Origin of the sequence: Proteiniphilum sp. (genome assembly GCF_034331125.1) — a bacterium.
GTDB classification, from domain to species: Bacteria; Bacteroidota; Bacteroidia; order Bacteroidales; family Dysgonomonadaceae; genus Proteiniphilum; species Proteiniphilum saccharofermentans.
This window is the reverse complement of sequence record NZ_JAXQGC010000037.1, coordinates 68116-94050: the sequence shown is the minus strand read 5'-3', so window position 1 is coordinate 94050 and position 25935 is coordinate 68116. Positions and strand designations below refer to the sequence as shown.

Sequence of the window (25935 nt, the reverse complement as noted above, 5' to 3'; positions counted from 1 at the left end):
AGCAAGCCGGGTGGTGTGAGAGGGCGGGGGAGTAATCCCCCTACCTACTCGATTAAAAAGTGGGGATCTACGGGGAAGATTCCCGATAAAATATGTATTTTTGTACCGATAATTGTAAAGTCTTTCGTTATGGGGATACATCATAGAATGTCGGTTGTCTTGCTGTTCATGCTAACGCTGTCGTTTTTCATTTCCTGCAACCAGCAGAGTGGACGTAGTATGTTCAGGGCGGAGAATAGCGTTGAGTTCGATACGATCAGTCTGGTTGCCCGGCACCATCTCGACGGGGATACGGCAAATCCTTATTGTAATATAGAAGTGGATTTTATTTATCCTGTCAGCAGTGGTAAAATGAATCTGGATATGTTACAACAGTTCTTTATCAGGAATACTTTTGGTGCACCGTATGATACTTTGTCCCCTCCGGACGCTGTGCAGGCGTATATAAGAAATTATATAGAGAACTATACCGCCGATGCAGGGACATACCGGGAGAGCGCAGATGAAATCCGTGAACTTAACAGCCTTATCTCCGGCATCGATGTTTCCGACAGCGAACATTACACCGAAGATTTCTTCTATTCCTATTATGAGAGCATTTCTGATTCTATTGTCTACAATTATCATGAAGTTCTTTCATTTCAGGTGAAACAATCCAATAACAAGGGTGGGGCGGCTTCTTACGACTCCTACCGTAATTATGTTTTAAATCTGAATACAGGCAGGCAGGTTACCGAGAATGATATTTTCAACGCCGGCTATGATACGGCCCTTCAGCGGCTGATTATCACGTCTTTATTGGAACAGGCTAATGCCGGGAGCGTGGAGGAACTGGAGGATCTTGGTTTTTTCGGTGTAAGGGAGATTGTGCCTAACCAGAATTTCCTGCTGGACGACAAAGGAATCATTTATACATATAACAAGGGTGAATATTCGGCATATCAATTGGATGCTCCCCAGGTATTTATCCCGTATGAAATGATATTCCCCCTGTTGAGGGAAAACAGCGTTGCAGCTAAATTAGCCGATTTAAAGTGAAAAGTCTCGAAACCTATTTTCCGTCGCTTACTGAGAAGCAGAAACAGCAGTTTGAAGCACTGCCTGATCTTTATTCCGACTGGAATGCCAAAATCAATGTAATTTCCCGCAAGGATATCCATAATCTCTATCCGCATCACGTACTGCACTCGTTGGCTATTGCCCGGTATATCCGTTTTACCCCGGGATCTACCATTATGGATGTAGGCACGGGTGGAGGCTTTCCCGGTATTCCGTTGGCTATTTTCTTTCCCGAAGTGCAGTTTGTACTGCTTGACAGTATCGGAAAGAAAGTGAAGGTTGCGAAAGAGATATCCGAAACAATAGGATTGAAGAACGTGGAAACAGTGCATGCCCGGGTCGAAGAGGAAAAAAGGAAATACCATTTTATTGTGAGCAGGGCGGTGATGCCGCTGCCCGAACTGGTCAGGATTTCCCGTAAAAATATCTCACGGGAACAGATCAACGCTTTACCCAATGGAATTATTTGCCTGAAGGGGGGGGATCTTTCGGCTGAGTTGCATCCTTTCCGACAGGTCGCGGAGTTGGTTTCTCTGTCGGATTACTTTTCCGAACCGTTTTTCCAGACAAAAAAATTGGTGTATGTCCCGTTAAGTTGAATTGAACTTTGGCACTGTAGGAATTAACAATCGGGGAGTGAAGGCGACTCAAAACGACTAATGTAATTGAATGATTCCTCGCGATTTTCTGTAAATCCAAAAGAAAGCGTTATTTTTGTGATAAATGAAAATACCACGGGAAAAGGTACTGATTCTTTCCCGATAAGAATGTAGCAAAATGAATATAAAAACATTTGAATTCAATCCGTTGGGAGTAAACACATACGTGTTGTCTGACGAGACCAGGGAGTGTGTCGTAATTGACCCCGCCCCTTTTTATCCCGATGAAAAAGAGTTGTTACTCAGTTATTTGATCGACAATAACTTTAAGGTAAAACATCTGTTGAATACTCACCTGCATTTTGATCATATATTTGGGATCAATCTGCTCGCCTCTCAATTCGGGCTTAAGGTGCAATGCCATCCCGACGATCTCTTCCTGTTGGAAGATATAGCCGCCCAGATGCAGGTGTTCGGATTGCCGGGCGGTAACGCCGATTTTAGGCCGGAGATCGGTAAATATCTGAACGAAGGCGATATAATCACTTTCGGGAATCAATCGCTGAAAGTGTTTCATACTCCGGGCCATTCGCCCGGCAGTGTAGTATTCTATCACGAAGCGGAGGGTTGTGTATTCGGCGGAGACCTGCTCTTTTATGCCGGCGTGGGAAGGACAGACCTACCTCGGGGAAACTACGAGGATCTGGTAAACAGTATTGAAACCAAGATGTTTACCCTGCCCAACAGTACGTTGGTCTATTCCGGACACGGTCCTGTCACTACCATCGGATTTGAAAAAAAGAATAACCCTTTCGTCGGGCAATAAGATTATAGTCGGTTTATGCAATGTATCCCCCGGCCGTTTTTTTACGTGGAATTTTTCCACGTGTCCTGAAGAGAAAAAAGATCAATAATAAGAAATTTACCCTTAGTGCGCGTTATGATAAAAATGGAACAATTTAAAAACCGACATATCGGTATTACCGAGGCCGATAAACAGAAAATGCTCGAAGCAATCGACCTCTCGTCAATGGATGAACTGATCGATCAGACAATCCCTTCAGATATCCGTTTGACAGAGCCTCTTTCTTTACCCAGGGCATTGTCGGAACACGAGTATGCTGAAGAGATTGCTCATATTGCATCACTGAATAACATCTACACTTCTTATATCGGTATGGGTTGGTATGATACCGTTACTCCTGCAGTGATTTACCGGAACGTCTTTGAAAATCCGGTATGGTACACCTCTTATACACCCTATCAGGCTGAGATATCACAGGGACGGCTGGAGGCATTACTTAACTTTCAAACGGTAGTAAGCGAACTTACCGCATTGCCGCTGGCTAATAGTTCGTTGTTGGATGAAGCTACTGCGGCTGCCGAAGCAGCCACGATGATGTATGGGTTGCGCAGCCGTGAGCAGGTGAAAAACGGGGTGGAAACGCTGTTTGTGGATGAGAACATCTTTCCTCAAACATTAGCGGTGCTTAAGACAAGGATGTATTATGCAGGAATAGAAGTAGTTGTTGGTGATTATAAAACTGTCACTTTCGATAAACCCTTTTTTGGCGCTATCATTCAATATCCCAATAGCGACGGAAATGCAGAGGATTATACTGACTTCACTGAAAGGGCACACAAGATTGAGTGCAAAGTGGCTGTAGCCACCGATCTGATGGCGCTCACATTACTTATTCCTCCGGGTGAATGGGGTGCCGACATTGCTTTCGGAAGCAGCCAGCGTTTCGGTATCCCTATGTTCTACGGAGGACCGTCCGCCGCATTCTTTGCCACCCGCGATGAGTACAAACGCTTCATACCGGGGCGTATCATCGGCATCTCCAAAGATGCCTATGGCAGGGAGGCGCTTCGCATGGCGTTACAGACGCGTGAACAGCATATCAAGCGTGAAAAAGCCACTTCCAATATCTGTACGGCGCAGGCTCTGCTGGCTACTATGTCTTCCTTCTACGCCGTCTACCATGGACCGGAAGGACTCAAAAATATTGCCCGCCGCATTCACTCCATCGCCTCCCATGTAAGTGAGGAATTGAAGGAGATGGGTTATAAGCAATTAAACAGCAGCTATTTTGATACGCTCAAGATCCGTCTGCCCGAGGGTATATCGGTACAGGATATCCGTGATAATACCGAAATTCGCAGTATCAACCTGCGTTACTTCGAAAGCGGCGAGGTAGGGATCAGTATCGATGAAACTACCAATCCTTACCGGGTACATGAACTGCTGGCCGCATTCGCTATGACAGCAGGCAGTTCGAAGGTTTACCTGCTCGAAGAGTTACCCGCAAAGAGCACCTTGAAAGAGTCACAACTCAGGAAATCCGATTTCCTTACTCATCCCACTTTCAACAGCTATCATACTGAAACGGAACTGATGCGTTATATCAAGCGGCTCGAACGGAAAGATATCTCACTGGCACATTCCATGATCTCGCTCGGTTCCTGCACCATGAAGCTGAATGCGGCTTCTGAATTGCTACCGTTGGGACTTGCGGGATTTCAGCGTATTCATCCGTTCGCACCCTTAGAACAGGTGGCAGGATATACGCAGATGATCACTGAACTGGAAGAGATGCTGGCTGAGATCACAGGATTCGCCGCCACCAGCCTCCAACCCAATTCGGGGGCGGCAGGTGAATATGCCGGACTGATCACCATTGCCAGCTACCTCGAAAGCAATGGCGAGGGGCATCGCAAGGTGGTGTTGATCCCCGCATCGGCGCATGGAACCAATCCCGCCAGTGCAGTACAGGCCGGATTTAAGCCGGTGACGGTTGCCAGTGATGCTAACGGGAATGTGGATATGGATGATCTGCGGGCCAAAGTAGATCAGTACAAAGACGACCTGGCAGCCTATATGATCACCTATCCGTCGACGCATGGCATCTTCGAGACGGAAATCAGGGAGATGTGCCGTCTGATACACGAAGCGGGCGGACAGGTCTATATGGACGGCGCCAATATGAATGCACAGGTGGGATTGACCAATCCCGGTACTATCGGTGCTGATGTGTGCCATCTCAATCTACATAAAACGTTCGCCATTCCCCATGGTGGAGGGGGGCCCGGTGTAGGGCCTATCTGCGTGGCCGAGCACCTTGTACCTTTCCTGCCCGGACATCCGGTGACTATGTCGACCGACAAGAACACTGTTTCGGGAGCAGCTTACGGTAGTGCGGGTGTGACAGAAATCACCTATGCCTATATCCGTATGATGGGAGCTGAAGGACTGAAAGAAGCTACTGAAGCCGCTATCCTTAGCGCGAATTATGTGGCGGAGAAACTGAAGGACTCTTATGGTATTGTATATCGTGGTGCCAGAGGCAGAGTAGGGCATGAACTTATCCTTGAGTGCCGCAGCCTGAAAGAGGTGTCCGGCATTACCGAGACCGATATAGCCAAGCGTCTGATCGATTACGGTTATCATGCTCCTACGCTCTCTTTCCCCGTGCATGGGACACTGATGATAGAACCGACTGAAAGTGAGAGCCTGGCCGAGTTGGATCGTTTCGTGTCTGTGATGAACCAGATCCACGAAGAGATCATAGAGGTGTCGCGTGGTGAGTATACAGCGGAAGACAATGTGTTGGTGAATGCACCACATCCGCAGTATGAGGTTACGGCGGACGACTGGGATCATGCATATCCGCGTAGTAAAGCAGCCTATCCGCTACCGTTCGTAGCCGAGAACAAGTTCTGGGTGAATGTTGCGCGTGTGGACAATGCCTATGGCGACAGGAACCTGGTCTCCTGCCTCTGTCAGCAATAATTTTTCACTCTTTGTAGGATATGATTATAAACCAAAGGGTATATGCCGGAGAGTTTCTTTCTGGATAACAATTTCGATATAAAAACCGGATTTGGGGTGAATTTACAATAAGGGAACAGGCTGTGGCTAAGATAAGAAAAAATTATGTAAAGATTATGTTGATTATTTTTTAGGGAATCAGGGGTTGCCCGTCAGGACAGCCCCTGATTTTACCATTAAGGCAAATTGTCAATACCCGAAAATATCCTCCTGCGAGAGCCGTATGATAGGCCCATAGGTCTCGAGTTGTTGCAGGTCGAGGTCTTCTTCGTTGCCCAGAATACAGTAAGAATAGGTTCTGTCCTTCACCCATTTTTCCTGGAATGCTTTCACATCGGAAAGTGTCATGTCCTGTGCCTGTTTAAACAGTTCTTTGCGCCTGTCGGTATTTAATCCGAGATCCTGCGCGTTGATATATGCCCAGAGTATATTTTCCTTAATAATACGATCGGTACGCAGGCGGGTGATGAGTCCGTCCTTTGCCAGATTAAAGGCATTTTCCGATTCGGGCATATCGTTTAGTATCTGGTGAAATGCTTTCAGAGCATCGTCCATCTTATCGTTCTGCGTAGCAATAAAAGCCCGTAAGATATAGGGGCGGTTCAGTTTCGAGGGAGGCATCAGGTAAGCATAAGCCGAATAGGCAAGGCCACGCGACTCCCGCATTTCCTGAAATACAATGGAGTTCATGTTGCCGCTGAAGTATTCATTGTACATCTCCCGGGTAGGTTCGATCGTCGGATCATATACAACCCCGTCATTGGCCACCATTGCCATATATATCTGTTTGGCGTCGTATTTGGCAAGGTATACCTTGTTCTCCTTTACCGGTTCCTGTTTGAAGCGGTTATCTTCCGGTACGGGGGTCAGGGTAGCGGGAACACGGTGCAATCTATTGAGTGTGGTAAGGAATTGGTCATCGCTGTCCGGCCCGTAATAGAGGATACGATGCTCAAAATGATTGAGTTGCCTGATCCTTGCCACCAGCTCTTCGGGATCCATGGTATTGAGCTCTGTCTCAGAAAGGATATTTTTGTCGGGTGAATTCGCTCCCCAGATGGCATATTGCAATAATTTGTTGAAGTTCTGCCCCTGATTCAGTTTTGCGTCGTTACGCTTTTTCAGGATATCTTCAGTCAGGTTGGCATAGGCTTCGGGATTCACCTGTGCATCGGCAAGCAATTCTTCAAAGAGTTCCAGTGCCTTGTCCATGTTCTCTGCTAATCCGCTAAGCATAACATATACCCGCTCGCTGCCCGGATATACCCCGAAAGAACATGCCAGGTTGTAAAATGCCGTTTTGATCTCTTCCGGCGACTTGGTCGAGGTGCCGAGATATCTCATGTATTCGAACGCAGTACCGATAGCTTTATCGGTATTGTTACCCATATCGAAGACGTAGATCAGGCTGAAAAGGCCGTTGTTCACATTTTGTTTATACAGTACGGGGATATCCGATTTGGCTTTCAGTTTCTTCAGGTCTTTTTCAAAATCGAGAAATACCGGTTCGATAGGTTCCACCTCTGCCTGTTGTATCCCGAGTAGAAACTCACTGCGGGCATCGCGGTTCATCACGATAGGGGTGATCTGCGGCTTGGCGATCTTCAGCTCGTTGGGGTCCTTGCCTTCACGTTTGTAGATCACAGCGTAATTCTCTTTAAAATAGGCATTGGCAAAATTAACCACATCTTGTTTCGTGATCCGTGCGAGACGGTCTAAACGGTCGACCTGGTCTTTCCAGTCCAGCCCGTTGATGAAAGTATTCACGAACCAGTTGGCACGCCCCGCATTACTCTCTATTCGCCGCATCTGGCTTAACTTCAGGTTGTTGACCGATGCAGAAATAAGTTCTTCAGAAAATTCTCCTTTCTTCAGCTTATCAATCTGTCCGAGAAGCAAGTCGCGGGCTTCCTCCAGCGTCTGTCCCTGTTTGGGATTGGCACCCATGACAAATGCGCAGTAATCGCTCATGCTGTAAAGCCCGGCATAGGCTGAGAGCACTTTTTGTTGCTGGATCAGGTTCAGGTCGACAAGGCCTGCCTGTCCGTTGTTCATGATCAGGCTGATGATGTCGAGCAGGTCTTTCTCCTGGCTTGCCGATCCCGGGAAGCGCCAACCCAGCGAAACGTTGGCGGCTTCCAGGCCGAGTACTTCAACGTAGAGCGGTTCTGTAACTTCTTGTTCATTAGTCACAGGCAGAGGTGGAAGGCTCCTGTTGGGTTTCATGCTTCCGAAATGGGTGTCGATGATCCTGATCATCTCATCAGGATCGAAATCACCGGCAAGGCAGACAGCCATATTATTGGGCACATAGTAGGTTTTGTAATACTCCTTGATATTGGTAATGGAAGGATTTTTCAAGTGTTCCTGCGATCCCAGCACCGTTTGTGTGCCGTAAGGGTGGTGGGGGAAGAGCGTTGCCAGCATCTTTTCATACACTTTGCGACCGTCTTGCGTGAGTGACATGTTTTTCTCTTCATACACGGTTTCGAGCTCGGTATGGAATCCCCGGATCACATTATTCTGGAAACGTTCCGCCTGTATCTTCGCCCAGTTCTCCACCTGGTTCGATGGAATGTCGTCTGTGTAGACCGTCATATCGAAACCGGTGTAGGCATTGGTTCCCGTGGCCCCGATAGCCGACATCAGTTTATCATACTCGTTGGGAATAGCCAGTTTTGATGCTTCGTATGAAACACTGTCTATTTGCTGGTAAATGGCTGTACGTGCATCTTCATCCGTGGTGTTACGATATATCTCGAAGAGACGTTCGATTTCGTCGAGCAACGGCTTTTCTTTCTCATAATTCAATGTACCGAACTTGTCAGTTCCTTTAAACATCAGATGTTCAAAATAATGAGCCAGGCCAGTTGTTTCGGCAGGATCATTTTTACCACCTACACGGACAGCAATAAAGGTTTGTATGCGAGGTGTTTCTTTGTTCACACTCATATACACTTTCAGTCCGTTGTCCAGCGTATAAATACGCGTGTTGATCGGGTCATTGGAAACACTTTCGTAAGTGTAAGACGCATCCTGTGCCAGAAGGGCTGTAGCGAAAAGAATAGCTACCATTGATGCGAAGAATCTAGTTGATTTTTTCATGACATAATATTTTTATTATACTAAGTTAGGTCATCAAATGAAAGATCTCAGAGCCGGGATACTTGGATCCAAGCATCGGTTTTGGCCTACCGTTAAAACATTGTTCTTTTCTACATTGATCCCGGTAATTCTCCCTGTTCGAATATCAGGAGGGGAGAATTTACTACATCTTTCCGGAAAAGTCGGATAGTAGCATCGTCCACTTTTGTGAGAAGCACTTTTACGCGATTTTCCATCACATCGGGATAGGCACCGGCAAAACGATTCATCAACGGATGGTCTTCAGGAATAGCACTATTCATCAGGAACGCATCTATGCTGTCCATCACCCGCATCATCTGACGGTAGGAATATTGCACAGTCTCCATCTTAAAGTTATCTGTACCGAGTATCTCTGCCAGACGTTTTTTGTATTCCTCGCTGTTACCGGTTACCGCAACCACAAAGATGCCGTTGCTATTGATAAAAGCCCCGCCGTAATATTCAGGATAAAGAGTGGGGTCGGCTTCTCTTTCCATCCAATCGTCGCCGAAGGAAGCCAACAGGCGGTCGAATAACTCTTCAGGGGATGGATGCGGTGGAGTATTTGAATCTTCGATTGCAGATAGAGAAACGCTTTTCTCTTCATTCTTTTTATTCTGTTGATTACATGATATACCAAAAAAGATTATCAGAAAGGAGATAAAAATGAGGAATGTGTTAGTTTTCGTCATAAAATTATTTATGTTTGTTTATACTAGAATTGAGAACTAAGGACTAAGAAGCTTGAACTTAAAAGTGAACAAGTCCAGGAATTTCACTTTCCCACTTTCCCACCTTCCCATATTAAATATAACAGATATAAAAACAATTTGTTTTTAAGGAATTCATGAAAATTAATTGTTTTTTGTGACGTATGCGATGCGGATTTATGTAATTTTGCGGTTGATGTATCATTAAACAGACGTTAATAATATGTATTACAGGATTTTTCGATATATAGTTCTCATTGCAGTGCTCTTATTTCTGGGGCAGGCATGTGAAGATGAGGATCCCAGTGTCAATTCTTCCCGTCTACGTCTCAAGTTGACAGATGCAGCCTCGGTGGCCATGAAGGAGTTTTACGTAGACATCAGTGAGATATCGGTTTTTCTGGTAGATACCGCTATGCATGAGGGAGAGTGGTATACTCTTGAATTTTCCGGAAAAACATATGACGTTTTGACGTTAAGGAACGGAAAAATGATACAACTGGTAGACCAATATGTTCCTGCAGGTAAGGAATTACAACAGATTAAACTGAAGTTCGGTAACGACAATCGTATGGTAGTTATAACCGATTCCATTAAGACCATACCGCTGAGTATACACCCTGATTTAGAGGATGGGCTGGTGATCGATGCCGTCAGTATGGAAATGCGGCTCAACACTATCTCCAGTATGGTTATCGACCTCAATGCCGCCCTTTCTGTAGTGAAGACGGAAGAGGGTGACAATTATCTCTATCCGGTGGCAAGAGCTTTTCCCGAGGTCTATGGAGGAAAATTAAAAGGTTATGTAGCACCTCTTGATGCCAATCCGTATGTGAAAGTCATACAGGAAAAGGATACTTTTCTCTCCATTCCCGAGAGGGAGAACCTCGGCGACCAAATGCTTATGTTCCAGTTTATAGGGTTAAACGAGGGCGATTGGGAAGTACACTTTGTTCCCGATCCGCAGGCGAACTTCAGGGATACGGTGGTCATCGTTACCATTGAACAGGGAGAGACCTTCAACATCCCTACCAAACCTATCCGGTTAAAGCGTCTGTCAGAGGAGTGATTTAATTTATTTTCACACACACAAAGATGCAATCATAGGCATCTTTATTATCTTTGCTGCAAGATTCCGTTATAATACAAACGAATGGCGGATTCAATTACATGAGTCGTTTTCTGTGCTCGGCAAAACAAGTAAATTTGTGCTGCTCCTGCTTAACGAAAGCGTTGAGAGTTGATCAAAAGTAAACAATTTAATAAACAAGTGAACAGGCATGAAAAAATTCCATTACGCGTTGGTTTTAGTAACCCTGCTGCTTATCGGGGTATCCTGCAAACCCAAGCAAAGTGCTTATAAACAGGTGTATGAAGCAGCCAAAGAGAGAGAAATGCAACAAACTGCATCTCAGCCCACCACAGTGGTGAAAGATGCCAGCCCCCTTCCTCCCGTAGAAGTTTCCGTAAGAAAAGAGAAGGTGGAAGCGGTTTACCCGACCGATGCTGCGGGATTGAGAAAATATAGTGTGGTAATTGCCTCACTGAGTGTGAAATTGAATGCCGAATCATTAAAAGGCCGGATGGAGAACGAAGGGCATTCAGTGATCCTGGCGCAGAATGAGCAAGGAATGTATCGCGTGATCGTTGCCAGCTACGATGATAGAGCACAAGCAGCAGCCAAACGAGATGAAATTTATCGTACATATTCTGCCAAAGGTGATACCGAATACTTGAGAAGAACCTACGGAGTACCTTTCAATGATCTTTGGATTCTGGAAAGAGAGTATTGATCTATATCTTATTTATATTCACTTCTGCTTGTATTGAATTAATATAATATACAAATCGAAAGCTGCCCATTTCTGAGAATGTGGCGGCTTTTTTCTTAAAATTGTGATATGAAAGTGATATTTCTGGGTACGGGTACTTCTACCGGTGTCCCGCAACTCGGATGCGGATGTGAAGTCTGCAAGTCGACAGACCCAAGGGACTGGAGACTCCGGACATCGGTGAGGATTGAGATCGATGGGAAAGTGCTTATGATCGATTGTTCACCCGATTTCAGGCAACAGGTATTGGCTTTTCCGTTCGAAAAAATAGATGGCATCCTCCTTACCCATGAGCATTATGACCATGTGGGAGGAATTGATGACTTGCGGCCCTTTTCTGTTTTCGGCCCGGTAGATCTCTATATGGAGGAGAGGTTGGAGAATGCCCTCAGGGAAAGATTACCCTACTGTTTCTCAGGATATAAATACAGTGGAGTCCCTAATCTTGCTGTCAGGCGGATCAGTGCAGACGAGGATTTTCAGATAGGAACGGTAACAGTAACCCCTATCCGGGTAATGCACTACAGGCTGCCTATCCTGGGATTCCGGATACGGAATTTTGCATATCTGACTGATGTAAAGACGATGGAGGAAACCGAACTGAAAAAATTGGAGGGTATAGATACACTGGTCATCAGCGCACTCAGGAAGACAGAACATATTTCACACCAAACATTGGACCAGGCATTGAAAATAATAGACATGGTGAAGCCTACAACATCTTATCTGACCCATATGAGCCATGAAATAGGCATGCATGCGGATTTGGAAAGGGAACTTCCGGACCACGTCTTACTGGCATATGACGGCCTGCAAATATCAGTGTGACCAAAACGGTGGTTTTGTTTTTTTAACCAAACCGGATGCAGCGTTTTGTAACCCTATACATCTTTATTGTGTGATAATTGTTATATTTGTGTGCCAGTGTGCTTAGGAAGTGTGTTTAGGACAGGGAGGGGTAGACAAACTTTAGTCGTTCTTTATTTAAACTTTTCCGAAGTTTCTGAGTCATAAATGATGACAGATAAAATTATTTACAAACAAATATAAAGAAAGAGGGAGAGACTATGAAGACTATAAAAAACTTACTTACGGTTTTGCTGGTCGCTGTACCGTTGTTCGGTTTCGCCCAGGAATGGGATGATATCTATGCCGATCCTACCCAAAAAGAACCGGTAAAGGTTCAGAAGAAAGCCGAAGAGCCACAAAAGAAAAAAGTGGTGATCGTGCAGGGTGATGCTTCGAACATGGAGGTGACGGCCAACGGCAGGGATGTCGATGAGTATAATCGTCGAGGTAGCAGCAACGAATCAGTAGCCGATACTGTCAATGAACAGGATCAGAATAATTATGAAGAGTATGCATATACCGACCGGATCGTCCGGTTCCATGATCCGGAATCGAGCATTAAAATTACCGGTGCGGATGAGGTGATTGTCTATGTGGGCGATGATCTCTATGAGAATTATAACAACCGCGGATGGAACACCAATATATACTACGGTATGGGATGGGGCTCCTACTATTATCCCTGGTATGACTCCTGGTATGATCCGTGGTACTATGGCGGCTGGTACGGCTGGGGTAGTCCCTGGTATTATAGCAGGTGGCACTCCCCCTGGTATTACGGCTGGCATAGCCCGTGGTACTACAGCAGATGGTACTCCCCATGGTATTATGGCGGTTGGTATGATCCATGGTATTATGGCGGATACTGGGGTGGTGGCGGTTACTATCACGGTTTTTATGACGGATATTACAGCAGTCTGACCCATAACCGTACCGGAAGAAGTACTTACAGACGGAGTGCTGCGACCAATAGAGATGCCTCCATGGCAAATGTCTCGGGCAGGTCGTCAAGAAGTGGTACCCGTAGCGCTGTATCAGGAAGAAATACTACAACTGCATCTTCTAGAAGTGCAGTTTCCGGAAGAAGTAGTGCCGGCGTGAGCAGAAGTAGCTCTACTACTCCAAGAACAAGAATCGTCGATAGCTCAGGCAGAGTATATGATTCCAGAAATGGACAGGTAATCGACCGTTCGGCTACTACTGGCTCGAGGTCAAGTTCGATTGACCGGACTACACAATCTACCCGCTCGTCAGGTACATATAACAGCGGTAGAAGTTCATCGAGAACTTACGAAAGAAATGCAATAACTCCTTCAAGAAGCAGTTCTACTTATCAAAGAAGTACGACAACACCGTCGCGCTCTTATCAAAGCACTCCCAGTCGGAGCAACGACAACTATTCAACCCCGTCGAGAAGCAGTTCGACGACCAGGAGTTCTTCTACCTATTCCACACCCAGCAGAAGTAGTTCTTCTTCCGGTTCCTTGGGAGGAGGCGGTAGCAGTAGCGGGCGTAGTTCCAGTGGAAGTAGCGGACGTAGTGGAGGTCGCAGATAATAAGATGAAATAATTAAATGCTAAATCATTATGAAGAAGATCACTTATATTCTTTTTTCATTATTCGTATTAACGGCACCTCTGTTTGCCCAGAGTGAGATCGATGCCTTACGATTTTCACGGGAAGATCTCCATGGGACCGCCCGCGCTATGTCGATGGGAGGAGCCTTCGGCGCCTTGGGGGGCGACATGACCGGTGTCTCCGTTAACCCTGCCGGTATAGCAGTGTATCGTAGCTCTGAAGTGACGGGTACGATGAATCTGATGAAAGAAGGTTCGGTTGTGGGAGACCAGAAAGCCAATAGAACCGATTTCAATATAGATAATATTGGATTTGTGGGCTACTTCCCGTTGAGAAACGACGTGATGCCGCTGATCAACTTCGGATTCTCTTACAATAAGTTGAAATCGTTCGATAAGAGGGTTTCAGCGATGGGAGACTCCCGTGGTACCCTGCTCGATTATATTTACAATGACTACCAGGGTAAATTGAATGATGGGATTATCGGGAGTCCGGATGACCTGGAATGGATTGAAGATGAGTATGATCCGTTCTTATCACAGCCATGGTTGCCGGTGCTTGGGCGTAATGCGTTCCTTCTTCATCCCGATCAGAGCGGGAGAAATCTTATTCCGTTGGATACGAGGGGAGAGATAGCGTTTGCTGGAATCGATACGCGTGAAAGAGGTTATATAGATAATTATGATTTCACCGTGGGGACTACTATCAATAATGTGCTGAACCTCGGTGTGTCGCTTTCTATCAAGGATATATTCTATAGTCTCGATTCACGTTTTGATGAAGATTTTAACGATGGTGGATACACGTTGAACAATTGGATGACTGTCAAAGGTGCAGGAGTGGGTGCCAAGTTGGGAGCAATCTACCGGCCGGTGAACGCTTTGCGGTTCGGTCTGGCCTGGCATACACCTACCTGGTATGCGTTGTCGGAGACTTATCAGGCTGAAATGCTGGAAAATATCGAATCATATCTTCCCTCTTATGATGTGGGTTATGAAGAAGGGGGTATCCATTCAGCCAAGTTCTATAACGATTACGATCTGAAGACACCCGGAAAGATAGTAGCCAGCGTGGCAACCGTGTTGGGTAATAATTTTATTGCCAGCCTGGATTATGAATTGGTGGATTACAGTAAGATGAAATTGAGGCTTCCTTCCAACTCTTCGGACGATCCTGCCTGGTATGATGGCGATAACGAAATCATTTCGCAGGATCACAAGTTGACATCGACCGTGAAAGCGGGGATGGAATACCGTATTACTCCTCAATTCTCCGGCCGGTTGGGATATGCATGGATGCAAAACCCCTATGATGCCGATCTGGTAGAATTCGGTGATGCGGTCATTGCCGGTTCAAATACTATACACCGTATAGAGGGTGACACTCATTACTTTACCGGAGGATTAGGATACCGTTTCAACAGGAATTTCTATCTTGATATGGCGATTGTCTATAAAACTCAAAAAGATGATCTGTATCCTTTCCCCAACTATTATATCAATGATGCGCTTGAAGTAGATGCAGCTCCCTTCTCCCTGAAAAACAATTCTATCAGAGGATTGCTTACTTTAGGGTACAGGTTTTAAACGTTTTCGTTAAGCTAAATGAGCACAGAGGACAAGCTTGCTTGTACTATGTCATAGCGAGAATTGGAAATCGAAGAGTGAAGGCGATTCAAAACGACTAACTTATGAAATAAATAATGAATTTCTGTCAAAAGAGGCCGGGACAATATTCAGTCTCGGCTTTTTTGTGCCGCAGATTAAAAGCATGGATGGATCGTGCATTTTGAAAACAGGTAGAAAATGTGAAAAGAATCTGTAAAAGCACTACCTTTGCAATAGAAAACGTGAGACTCATTTTCAAGTAAACCATTAAAACTGTAAAGATGTCAGAAGATAAAAAAGGGTATCTTACCACCGCCAACCAGAAGAAAGTAACTACATACCGTTTGCGCGAGATGAAGCAACAGGGCGAAAAAATATCAATGCTCACAGCCTATGACTATTCCATGGCATCTGTAATCGATCAGGCCGGTATTGATGTGATCCTGGTAGGGGATTCGGCTTCTAATGTGATGGCGGGAAACACTACCACCTTACCGATGACGGTAGAGCAGATGATCTATCATGGAAAGTCAGTGATGAACGCAGTAAAGCGGGCAATGGTGATTGTGGATATGCCTTTCGGCAGTTATCAGGGAGATCCTTACGAGGCGGTTGGCAATGCGGTGAAGATCATGAAGGAGACGCAGGCCGATTGCCTGAAGCTGGAGGGAGGGAAAGAGATACTCGAATCGATCAAGGCCATCCTGAATGCAGGTATTCCGGTGATGGGGCACCTGGGCCTGATGCCGCAATCGATTAACAAATACGGAACCTATGCCGTACGCGCCAAAGAAGAAGAGGAAGCCGCCAAGCTGATGGAGGATGCCCGTTTGTTGCAGGAAATAGGATGCTGCTCCATCGTGTTGGAAAAAATTCCGGCAGGACTGGCAGGCGAAGTGACGGCCGAACTGACTATTCCGACGATAGGGATTGGGGCCGGTGCTCAGGTGGACGGGCAGGTGCTGGTGATGCATGATATGCTGGGGTTGAACAAAGGCTTTTCACCCCGTTTCCTGCGCCGCTACGCTAATCTCTTTGATGAGATCACTACTGCTGTCCAGCAATACATAAGCGACGTCAAATCGACCGATTTCCCTTCGGTAGAAGAAAGCTATTAATTGGGGGAAAGTAGGAAGGTGGGAAAGTGATTAGGTTGATGTGGCGATCCCGACAAGTCAGGATAACTTGTCCCGATTCTTCGGGAACTTGTCCCTATTTCTGGGAAAGTTGATTTTCTTCACTTCTCAACTTTTTCATTATTCACTATTCACTTTTAATTCCTGGTAAGTGGGGATTTCTGTAAGGTAACGATAGGACTGCTGTTCATAGTCCATGTGGCAACAATGGTGTACTAACCCATTGGACACAACGATATAGGGAACTTTTAATACGCTGTTGTACCGGGTGATCTGGTCGAATACCTCTTGTGTTATGATTACGTCCGGTCTTTTGTACTCCACGATCATTACCGGTTCAAGCCTGCGGTTGTAGACCACCGTATCACATCTTTTTGAAAGCGAGTTCAGTTTAATTCCCGCCTCGTTGGCTATCAGCGAGCCGGGAAATTGTTTCTCAGAAATCAGATACTGGACAAAATGCTGGCGTACCCACTCTTCAGGAGTCAGCGTCACATATTTTTTCCGTAGAGGATCGAAGATCTCCAACCCCTCGCCCTTTTTACGGATTTTTGTATCGAAAGATGGCAAATTTAAATCGCACATTTGTATCTTTGTTTGCAGAATAACGGTATAGCCGGCACAAAATTACCTTTTTTATGTGAGATCGTATGAAAACAAAACAGGAAATTGTGGAGAATTGGCTCCCCAGATATACGAAAAGGTCACTTGATGAATTCACCAAATTTGTTTTATTGACTAACTTTCAAAAGTATGTCGAGATTTTCGCCGATCATTTCAATGCTCCTATAGTCGGTTTAGACGCCAATATGCCCAACGCTTCTGCCAACGGTATCACCATCATCAATTTCGGAATGGGTAGTGCCAATGCCGCTACCATCATGGATTTGCTGAGCGCTGTATCACCCTCGGCAGTGCTTTTCCTGGGAAAATGCGGTGCATTGAAATCGAGGAGTGAGTTGGGAGATTACATTCTACCCATTGCCGCTATCCGTGGCGAAGGTACGTCGAATGATTATTTCCCGCCCGAAGTACCCTCCCTGCCGGCATTCAGCCTCCTAAGGGCGGTTTCGTCCAATGTGCGCGACTTTAGCCGGGATTACTGGACAGGTACTGTATATACTACCAATCGCCGTGTGTGGGAATACGACGATGATTTTAAGAATTATCTGAGGCAGATCCGTGCCATGGCAGTAGATATGGAAACGGCCACGCTCTTCACCTGCGGCTTTGCCAATCGCATTCCTACGGGGGCATTGCTGCTTGTGTCCGACCAACCGTTGATCTCTACCGGTGTGAAGACTGAAAAAAGTGATCAGCATATTACAGAAAATTTTGTGGAAGAGCATGTGAAAATAGGTATCAAGTCGCTGTCATCCATTATGAACAGAGGTTCTACCATCAAACATTTGCGCTTCGACTGGTGATAAATAAATTACAAATTACAAATTACTGATTGATACATTAGTTATATTATCACATTAAGAAAATGGCTGCATCCACACAATCATCTTTTAACTCTGTCCGCAACGATATTCTGCAACGTCGGTTCAAACCCATATATCTCTTTATGGGCGATGAGTCCTATTTTATAGATGTATTGACCGATTTGCTCTCCGACACAGTGTTGACTGAAACGGAGAAAGATTTCAATATGCTCACTTTCTACGGAGTAGATGCTGATGTCAACCTTATTATCTCATCTGCTCGCCGTTTCCCTATGATGGCGGAATACCAGCTTATTATTGTGAAAGAGGCTCAGAATCTCGACAAGTTCGAGTTGCTCGACTTATATGCCAAGAATCCGATGCCTTCCACTATTCTGGTAATCAATTACAAACATGGCACGGTAGATAAACGGAAGGCTGTAGTCAAAAGCATACTTAAAACAGGAGAGGTATTTGAATCGAAGAAATTGTACGAAAACCAGATACCGGCATTTATTCAATCCTGGCTGAAAGAGAGAGGAATAGGTATAGATGAGAAATCGGCACAGATGCTGACCGATTACGTAGGAAACGATATCAGCAAACTGATCCCTCAACTTCAAAAATTGGAGGTCTCACTTCCCGAAGGAGAACAGCGTATTACATCCGCATTGATAGAGAGAAATGTGGGTATCAGTAAGGATTACAATAATTTTGAGCTACAGAAAGCTGTCATTTCCAAAAATGTAGTGGCTGCTAACCGGATCGTAGATTACTTTGATAAGAATCCGAAAGAAAATCCGATGATGGCCACGATCGCCGTGCTGTTCAACTATTTCAGTAACCTTCTGGAATGCTTCTGGTTACCACGAAAGGATGAACAAAGCATTATGAATGCATTGAATATGAAATCAGCTTATTTCGTACGTGATTATATGACAGGCCTGCGTAATTATAACGCCCAGAAAGTGATGGAAATCATCTCAGACCTGCGTACATTCGATGCCCGGTCAAAGGGGGTAGACAATGTGTCGGCTTCCCAGGGAGATCTGTTGAAGGAGCTCGTTTATAGGATTATGCATTAATTCCCGGTGATCCAGTTTATTATCTTGTCGCTCATAGGGCTTTCCTTCGGCATCACAGCATCAACCAAATGTCCCTCTTCATCGACCATGAACTTCTGAAAGTTCCAGGTTACCTTTTGATCCATGACCCCGTTCTCTGATTTTTTTGTAAGCCATTGATACAATGGAGCCTGATTCTTACCCTTCACACTGATCTTTTCCATCATGGGAAAGGTCACTCCATAATTGGCTGTACAGAATTCCTTGATTTCAAGATTGCTACCCGGCTCCTGTCCAAGAAAATTGTTAGCCGGAAAACCAATAACGACGAAATTCAGATGCCGGTATTTCTCATAAAGTTCCTGCAGTTGCTCGTATTGAGGAGTCAGCCCGCACTTCGAAGCTACATTCACCACCAGCACTTTTTTTCCCTTCAGGGAAGCCAAGCTGAAATCATTCCCGTCTATATCCTTCACGGTGAAATCGTGCAAAGTCTTTCTTGATTCCATATTCTGATTATTTGCTGCGCTTACTGCTTTTTGCCCGCTTGTTTGGTCTTGTCTTCCTTGACCGTTACATTGTATAGCGATAAAAATGAATATTAAGACAGCCCAAAGTTTTATAGTTGATAATTGCATATTCATTCTGTTTAAAAAAATCACATTCGACATTTTACCTTCGATATCGATTGAACAAGTTTTCTTCTCTCTTCTCCATCAAAATAATGTCCCATTATTAAACAGTGATGGTAAGCAAACGGTTCATTCCTTTAAATATTTTTTTCCAGTGTAAAATAAAGACATGAAAAAATCGATTTAAATATCTATAATTCAGATATATATCTATGATTAAACTCTCTGTGGGTAGAGTTGTACCCCTCTTTTAGTAATTCTGTACGAATCTATGCAATTCTCACTGAAAATAGCCTTTGCTATTTGGTTGATAATAATTTTTAACGAATAAATGTATATTGTAAATAGGTTTGTGTATTTTACAAAAGTAAACAAAAGATGTTGACACATTTGTTTATTAAATATGTTGTTTACAATAGAATGGTCTTTACAATTCTATATTTTAAGGTTTAACAGTTTAGCATCAGACTATATTCCTATGCTATATATCTATATAAAAGATGATTATATTTAATTTATAAATCTAAAGAATAGATGCGGTTTTAATGAACGGGATTTGATCCCCGATAATGTTAAAAAACAGAGGTTTTTATGTAATTATATAGTTATATATGATTTTATTATGTATAAATAATGAATAAATAGTTTAGTATACTTTATGATTGTTTACAGAATTACATCCGAATGTGGGCACAATTGTAATCCGATTGATAAACATTTGTAATTTACATTTATATCTAAAAATAATTTTCATTTGTGAATAACTTATTATACATTTGTGTCGTTACTTTTGTAATAAAATTGATTACTATTGTTCTGATAATGCCTAAAAAATGATTGTATGAAGGATCGCATCAAACTAATCATGGAAAAAGAGAATCTGACGCCGGCAAAATTTGCGGATAAGCTACAGATCAACCGGGCTATTATTTCTCATATATTGAATGGAAGAAATAACCCCAGCCTGGATGTGGTTACAAAGATCCTGAGTGAAATGGACTACATCAATAGCGAATGGCTGATCAATGGTACCGGTAATATGTATAAAGAAGGATATGGGGGTAATTCAGTTTTTCCAGAGCCCGATTTATTCAATCAGGATGCAACGAATAGGGCCAGGGCGGTGGAAGCCATTGAAAAATCGAAAGAAAAGGGCTTTAAACAACTCGATTATAATGCTCAATTGACAGAAAACAAGATGATTATCCCCTCAAAAAATAATGACCGGAAAATCACGCAAATAATTATTTATTATGATGACAATACTTTTGAGATATTCGGCCCTCACCTGAAATAGCTGTATAGTCCTTGGCGTCTTCACCTTGTCCTTTCGAAATAGCTTCATAAAAAAGTTAAACATTTAAAAAGGATACATTTCTTTGCTGTGAATATTCATATTTTTGATTTTTCGGTATTTGTATACTCGGCACATTGCTGTCGATGAAGAAGGACGAATGGTGATCCTGTCTTTGCTGCAGGATATATGAAACCAAGTCTTTCGTTTATGTAACCACCGGACAAACTTAAAACGTGTTGCCCGATGAAGGAAAAAGTTCGACATACAGACCTGTCCGCACCGGCACCGGCATTACGGCTGATTGATGCTATTGTCCTTATTGTAGGGATTGTGATTGGTGCAGGAATTTTCCGAACCCCATCAGTCGTTGCGACCAACTCCCCCGACCAATTTTGGTTTGTTGCCACATGGGTACTCGGAGGGATTATTTCTCTGACCGGCGCCCTTTGTTATTCAGAACTAAGCTCTGCTTTCCCCAATGCAGGCGGTGATTACCACTTTCTGAAAACTGCCTTTGGAAAAAGATTCTCATTCTTATTTGCCTGGTCACGTGTTACGGTCACACAGACGGGATCTATTGCTATACTGGCTTATATTGCAGGAGATTATCTGGCGGAACTTCTTCCTTTGGGAGCCTATTCTTCTGCTTTTTATGCCGGAGCCATTGTGATCTCGCTCACATTGGTAAATATATTGGGTATCCGTTTTGGTACGGGTCTTCAAAAGCTGTTCATGGCACTGCAGATTATCGGGATTTTAATCATAGTCCTGGCCGGATTTTTAGTGGAACCCACCACAACGGTGCAGATGTCGTCGCGGGCTGTGGATGCCCCCTCCAATGCATCGATAGGTCTGGCGCTTATCTTTGTACTATTGACGTTTGGCGGTTGGAATGAAGCGGCATACATTTCTGCGGAATTGAAGACCGGAAGTCGGAAAATGGCATTGGTGCTGGTTACCAGTATTCTGATTATCACACTGGTTTATCTGCTGATGAATCTGGCTTTCCTGAATGTGCTGGGATTAAGCGGGATGGCGGCATCGGAAGCCGTAGGCGTGGATATGATGCGGGCTACACTGGGTGAAAAGGGGGTAATCCTGATCGGCCTGTTGGTTTCAATTTTTGCTCTTACCTCACTGAATACGACTATTTTTACAGGAGCCAGGGCTAATTATGCGTTGGGAAAGGATTTTTCTCCATTGGCATTTCTGGGAAAATGGGATAAAGAAAAATCATCACCTGTCAATTCATTGATATTGCAGGGAGTGATTGCGGTGGTATTGATCGTTTTTGGCGCATTTACCCGTAACGGTTTTGAAGCCATGGTCGATTTTACAGCACCGGTCTTCTGGTTTTTCTTTCTATGTACCGGACTGAGCCTGTTCGTATTGAGGAAGAAACAACCGGATGTCCCGCGCCCTTTCAAAGTGCCACTATATCCGGTTATACCCTTTCTCTTTGTCGCTTTCTGTGCTTACATGCTCTACTCCAGTCTTTCCGTCACCGGAACGGGAGCACTGGTGGGAGTAGCCTTGCTATTGACGGGATGGGGAGCCTCTTTCTTCCGGAAACCTATGGATGATATTCGGTAGTTGTTCAGTAATATATATTCCAAATTTAAAAAAGTCAAAACCTATGAAATCAATGAATTATCTTGTTACATTGCTATTTTTGTGCGGAGCATTGCAGTTGAATGCACAGCAAATTGAATTGGATGTGCCCTATGTGCCTACACCACAGAATGTAGTAGAGGGTATGCTAGACCTTGCCAACGTAGGTAAGGGGGATGTTGTATATGATCTGGGATGTGGGGATGGACGCATTGTGATCACTGCAGCAAAAAAATATGGTGCCACAGGTATAGGAGTAGACCTTAATCCCGAAAGGATCAAAGAGGCCAACGAGAATGCTCGGGAGGCGGGAGTGGAAGGCAAGGTTACCTTCCACGAAGGCAATCTTTTTGATTTCGATTTCAGTAAAGCCTCGGTATTGACACTCTATCTTTTGCCGGATGTCAATTTAAAGTTGATGCCGAAGATTTTGTCAGAAATGAAACCCGGCAGCCGTGTAGTTTCCCATGCTTTTGATATGGGTGACTGGAAACCGGATGGACAAATTTCGGTAGACGGTAAGTCCGTTTTTCTCTGGATAATTCCGGAAAAGGAATAACCGGTCTGTATGGATAACCGTGATGCCCCCCAAAAGCCGTATAAAGACTATTGGGAGGGCATTTCATTTTATTCACCTTTATTTTTCTATCGCCAAATTTTAAATGTGCGTTGCCGGAATAGAAATTTAGATGTATTTTTGTACTTTAAACAATTTACATGCAAGTACTCGATTTTACTGTTCGCTCCAACGAAACCCTGAATGATCAGAACCATCTGATAAAGGTTGCACCTGCCGGCAACGAAGTATTGCCTGAGATGCAACCCGGACAGTTTGTGCAGATATTGGTCGATAATTCACCCCATGTCTTTCTAAGAAGGCCCATATCCATCAATTTTGTCGATAAGGAAAAGAACGAGATATGGCTTCTGATCCAGAAAGTAGGTGAAGGTACGGAGAAGATCTGCGCTATTCCTGGGGGAGGGATCATGAACCTGATCTACCCGCTGGGAAACTCTTTTACCATTCCTGAAAGGAAGGGTAAATATCTGCTCGTAGGCGGGGGAGTAGGAACCGCTCCGATGCTTTTCCTCGGTAAGGAGATGAAAGAGAGGGGGATAGACCCTGAATTTCTGCTGGGTGGGCGTTCGTCGAAAGATATCCTGCAACGGTCGGATTTTGAACGGTACGGAACGCTCCATTGCACCACCGAAGACGGTTCGCTGGGTGAGAAAGGGTACGTGACCCATCATTCCGTGCTGAAAGAAAAGAAATATGACTATATTTATACCTGCGGCCCGAAACCGATGATGGTGGCAGTAGCGAAATATGCCCATGATCATGGCATTGAATGCGAGGCTTCACTCGAAAACCTGATGGCATGCGGTTTTGGCGCCTGCCTCTGCTGTGTGGAGAAAACAGTCAGGGGAAATATCTGCGCCTGTACTGAAGGGCCCGTTTTTAATATCAATCAACTCACATGGCTGGATTAGAAGTATATATAGGAGATTTAAAACTGAAGAACCCGGTGATGACCGCTTCCGGCACATTCGGATACGGGACCGAATATGCCGATTTTATCGATTTGGGACGTCTGGGAGGCATCTTCGTGAAAGGAACCACACTTGCCCCCCGGCAAGGCAATGATTACCCCAGGATGGCCGAAACACCCTCAGGGATGCTTAATGCGGTCGGCCTTCAGAATAAAGGAGTGGATTATTTTGTAGAACACCTCTATCCCGTCATAAAGGATTACGACACCCATATGATCGTGAATGTATCGGGATCTACCGTGGAGGATTATGTCGCCTGTGCGGAAAAACTGGCGGATCTTGACAAGATGCCGGCTATTGAGCTGAATATCTCCTGCCCCAATGTCAAAGAAGGCGGTATGGCGTTCGGTACTTCCTGCCAATCGGCAGCCCAGGTTACCAGAGAGGTGCGTAAAGTATTTCCAAAGACGCTGATAGTGAAATTATCTCCCAACGTGACCGATGTTACTGAAATTGCCCGCGGCGTGGAGGATGAAGGTGCGGATGCCGTATCGCTTGTCAATACCTTCCTGGGGATGGCTATTGATGTGGAGAGCAGAAGACCGAAACTCTCCACTATTACGGGAGGACTTTCAGGTCCCTGTATCAAGCCGATCGCTATACGTATGGTATGGGAAGTATTCCATGCAGTGAAAATCCCGATCATCGGGATGGGAGGGATCTGTAACTGGCAGGATGCCATAGAGTTCATTCTGGCCGGTGCCACGGCGGTACAGATAGGTACCTATAATTTTATCGATCCCGCCGCTTCGGTAAAGATTATAGATGGTATCCACGATTATCTTGAACGGCATCAGATTGCTTCCGTGAATGATTTGGTGGGGAAAATGATTGTCCAATAGATGTTTTGTGTGATAATTGCTTGTATTTTAGCCTGAAATCTATCATAATGATGTTTTTAAGCGGTTTTCATTTGACAAAATGAATAAATGTCATACCTTTGTGGGTTCAAAATCGAAATTCACATTAAGAAATATGTCAAAACTACAAATTCCTGCCGGTTATGCGCCGCTTCTGAACCTGAAGCAGACGGAACTGGGAATTAAGAGTATTAAAGATTTTTTTCAGGCCAACCTCTCATCTGAACTGCGCCTTCGTCGTGTCACCGCACCTCTTTTCGTGGAGAGCGGGACCGGTATCAATGACGACCTGAACGGTGTAGAGCGGCCGGTACGGTTTCCGATCAAGGATATGGATGACCGGAGTGCGGAGATAGTCCATTCGCTGGCAAAATGGAAGCGGTTGACACTCGCCGATTACGAGATAGAGGAGGGTTTCGGTATATATACCGATATGAACGCCATCCGTGCTGATGAAGAGTTGGACAATCTTCATTCATTATATGTGGACCAATGGGATTGGGAACTGGTTATCGGAGAGAAAGACAGGACAATAGAGTTCCTGAAGCAGGTAGTCAGACGGATTTATGCCGCCATGCTCCGTACCGAATATCTCGTCTATGAGTTATTCCCCGCTATAAAACCGCAACTTCCCCCCGAAATATCTTTCATCCATTCCGAAGAGTTGTTGCAGAAATACCCGGATCTTGATTCCAAGCAGAGGGAAGACGCCGTTACCCGTGAATATGGAGCTGTGTTTGTATTAGGTATCGGTGCACCATTGTCCAATGGTGAACCGCATGACGGGCGTGCTCCTGACTATGACGATTGGAGCACATCCAACAGTGAGGGTTATCTGGGGTTAAATGGTGATTTGCTGGTCTGGAACCCGGTATTGGAGAAATCAGTAGAGTTATCCTCTATGGGGATTCGTGTAGATCCTGCCGCGTTGAAACGTCAACTGGAATTGCGCGGTAAAGAGGACCGGTTATCGCTCTATTTCCATCAACGGTTGATGAAGGGGGAGTTGCCTCTGTCCATTGGTGGAGGGATCGGGCAATCGAGACTCTGTATGTATTATCTTCGTAAGGCGCATATCGGGGAGATACAGGCGAGTCTATGGCCGCGTGAGATGAAAGAGGAAGCCAGAAAACAGGGGGTTTTTCTTATCTGACGGCTTTCAGCC

The 25935-nt window shown here is 44.8% G+C and carries 22 protein-coding genes; 18 read left to right on the top strand and 4 right to left on the bottom strand.

What is annotated here, in order from left to right; all coding sequences use genetic code 11:
• The 4 genes from U2P89_RS08700 to gcvP form a co-directional block, all read left to right on the top strand.
• Window positions 1–1038: RsiV family protein (locus U2P89_RS08700; protein WP_322191200.1), on the top strand; the 1038-nt coding region annotated here is incomplete at its 5' end.
• Entirely contained in the window at window positions 1020–1658 is a 639-nt protein-coding gene (rsmG, locus tag U2P89_RS08695) for a 16S rRNA (guanine(527)-N(7))-methyltransferase RsmG (protein WP_416188631.1), read from the top strand. The genes U2P89_RS08700 and rsmG, both read left to right, overlap by 19 nt.
• A 178-nt stretch (window positions 1659–1836) precedes the next feature.
• Window positions 1837–2484 carry an MBL fold metallo-hydrolase gene (locus U2P89_RS08690; protein WP_091909402.1) on the top strand — a complete coding sequence of 216 codons (648 nt, stop codon included), beginning with the start codon at window positions 1837–1839 and terminating at the stop codon, window positions 2482–2484.
• Between the two features lie 117 nt (window positions 2485–2601).
• Window positions 2602–5451: an aminomethyl-transferring glycine dehydrogenase gene (gene gcvP, locus U2P89_RS08685; protein ID WP_091909419.1), complete on the top strand. Its 2850-nt coding sequence runs from the start codon at window positions 2602–2604 to the stop codon at window positions 5449–5451.
• 228 nt (window positions 5452–5679) lie between these two features.
• On the opposite strand, the gene U2P89_RS08680 is transcribed toward gcvP, so the two are convergent.
• A complete protein-coding gene (locus U2P89_RS08680) occupies window positions 5680–8595 on the bottom strand; it encodes a M16 family metallopeptidase (RefSeq protein ID WP_416188629.1) in 2916 nt (971 codons plus the stop codon).
• A gap of 110 nt (window positions 8596–8705) precedes the next feature.
• The gene (locus U2P89_RS08675) at window positions 8706–9308 is read right to left on the bottom strand and encodes a hypothetical protein (RefSeq protein ID WP_092025228.1); all 603 of its coding nucleotides are present in this window, start codon (window positions 9306–9308) and stop codon (window positions 8706–8708) included.
• A 241-nt stretch (window positions 9309–9549) separates the two neighbouring features.
• Between U2P89_RS08675 and U2P89_RS08670 the strand changes: the two genes are divergently transcribed.
• The 6 genes from U2P89_RS08670 (at window position 9550) to panB (ending at window position 16310) form a co-directional block, all read left to right on the top strand.
• Window positions 9550–10395: a DUF4382 domain-containing protein gene (locus tag U2P89_RS08670; RefSeq protein WP_091909393.1), complete on the top strand. Its 846-nt coding sequence runs from the start codon at window positions 9550–9552 to the stop codon at window positions 10393–10395.
• A 211-nt stretch (window positions 10396–10606) separates the two neighbouring features.
• A complete protein-coding gene (locus U2P89_RS08665; protein WP_076930662.1) occupies window positions 10607–11119 on the top strand; it encodes an SPOR domain-containing protein in 513 nt (170 codons plus the stop codon).
• Window positions 11120–11227: 108 nt separating this feature from the next.
• On the top strand, window positions 11228–11986 hold the full coding sequence (locus U2P89_RS08660; RefSeq protein ID WP_091909389.1) for an MBL fold metallo-hydrolase: 759 nt from the start codon (window positions 11228–11230) through the stop codon (window positions 11984–11986).
• Between the two features lie 239 nt (window positions 11987–12225).
• Window positions 12226–13563 (top strand): hypothetical protein, encoded by a 1338-nt coding sequence (locus U2P89_RS08655; RefSeq protein ID WP_091909386.1) that lies wholly within the window; start codon window positions 12226–12228, stop codon window positions 13561–13563.
• A 30-nt stretch (window positions 13564–13593) separates the two neighbouring features.
• Window positions 13594–15171 carry an OmpP1/FadL family transporter gene (locus U2P89_RS08650; RefSeq protein ID WP_019540857.1) on the top strand — a complete coding sequence of 526 codons (1578 nt, stop codon included), beginning with the start codon at window positions 13594–13596 and terminating at the stop codon, window positions 15169–15171.
• 302 nt (window positions 15172–15473) lie between these two features.
• Window positions 15474–16310 (top strand): 3-methyl-2-oxobutanoate hydroxymethyltransferase, encoded by an 837-nt coding sequence (panB, locus tag U2P89_RS08645; RefSeq protein WP_091909383.1) that lies wholly within the window; start codon window positions 15474–15476, stop codon window positions 16308–16310.
• 138 nt (window positions 16311–16448) lie between these two features.
• Here the strand turns inward: panB and U2P89_RS08640 are convergent, their stop codons facing one another.
• Entirely contained in the window at window positions 16449–16913 is a 465-nt protein-coding gene (locus U2P89_RS08640; RefSeq protein WP_019540855.1) for a type I restriction enzyme HsdR N-terminal domain-containing protein, read from the bottom strand.
• A gap of 65 nt (window positions 16914–16978) precedes the next feature.
• On the opposite strand from U2P89_RS08640, the gene U2P89_RS08635 reads away from it, so the two are divergent.
• Both U2P89_RS08635 and holA read left to right on the top strand, forming a co-directional pair.
• Window positions 16979–17755: an AMP nucleosidase gene (locus U2P89_RS08635; protein ID WP_076930656.1), complete on the top strand. Its 777-nt coding sequence runs from the start codon at window positions 16979–16981 to the stop codon at window positions 17753–17755.
• Between the two features lie 62 nt (window positions 17756–17817).
• Complete coding sequence (gene holA, locus U2P89_RS08630; protein ID WP_091909377.1) at window positions 17818–18840, top strand: DNA polymerase III subunit delta; 1023 nt, start codon at window positions 17818–17820, stop codon at window positions 18838–18840.
• Here holA and U2P89_RS08625 read toward each other — a convergent pair.
• A complete protein-coding gene (locus U2P89_RS08625; RefSeq protein WP_175456850.1) occupies window positions 18837–19328 on the bottom strand; it encodes a glutathione peroxidase in 492 nt (163 codons plus the stop codon). The two genes, holA and U2P89_RS08625, sit on opposite strands and share 4 nt — an antisense overlap.
• A gap of 964 nt (window positions 19329–20292) precedes the next feature.
• Between U2P89_RS08625 and U2P89_RS08620 the strand changes: the two genes are divergently transcribed.
• The 6 genes from U2P89_RS08620 (at window position 20293) to asnA (ending at window position 25923) form a co-directional block, all read left to right on the top strand.
• Window positions 20293–20748: a helix-turn-helix domain-containing protein gene (locus tag U2P89_RS08620; protein WP_091909374.1), complete on the top strand. Its 456-nt coding sequence runs from the start codon at window positions 20293–20295 to the stop codon at window positions 20746–20748.
• A gap of 243 nt (window positions 20749–20991) precedes the next feature.
• The gene (locus tag U2P89_RS08615; protein WP_091909371.1) at window positions 20992–22341 is read left to right on the top strand and encodes an APC family permease; all 1350 of its coding nucleotides are present in this window, start codon (window positions 20992–20994) and stop codon (window positions 22339–22341) included.
• A 43-nt stretch (window positions 22342–22384) separates the two neighbouring features.
• Window positions 22385–22918 carry an SAM-dependent methyltransferase gene (locus tag U2P89_RS08610; protein WP_091909368.1) on the top strand — a complete coding sequence of 178 codons (534 nt, stop codon included), beginning with the start codon at window positions 22385–22387 and terminating at the stop codon, window positions 22916–22918.
• Between the two features lie 152 nt (window positions 22919–23070).
• Window positions 23071–23850 (top strand): dihydroorotate dehydrogenase electron transfer subunit, encoded by a 780-nt coding sequence (locus tag U2P89_RS08605; RefSeq protein ID WP_416188630.1) that lies wholly within the window; start codon window positions 23071–23073, stop codon window positions 23848–23850.
• On the top strand, window positions 23838–24752 hold the full coding sequence (locus tag U2P89_RS08600; protein ID WP_091909362.1) for a dihydroorotate dehydrogenase: 915 nt from the start codon (window positions 23838–23840) through the stop codon (window positions 24750–24752). The genes U2P89_RS08605 and U2P89_RS08600 overlap by 13 nt, the downstream gene beginning before the upstream one ends.
• A gap of 133 nt (window positions 24753–24885) precedes the next feature.
• Window positions 24886–25923, top strand: coding sequence for an aspartate--ammonia ligase (gene asnA / locus U2P89_RS08595; protein ID WP_091909359.1), 1038 nt, complete (start codon window positions 24886–24888; stop codon window positions 25921–25923).
• The last annotated feature ends 12 nt before the right edge of the window (window positions 25924–25935 follow it).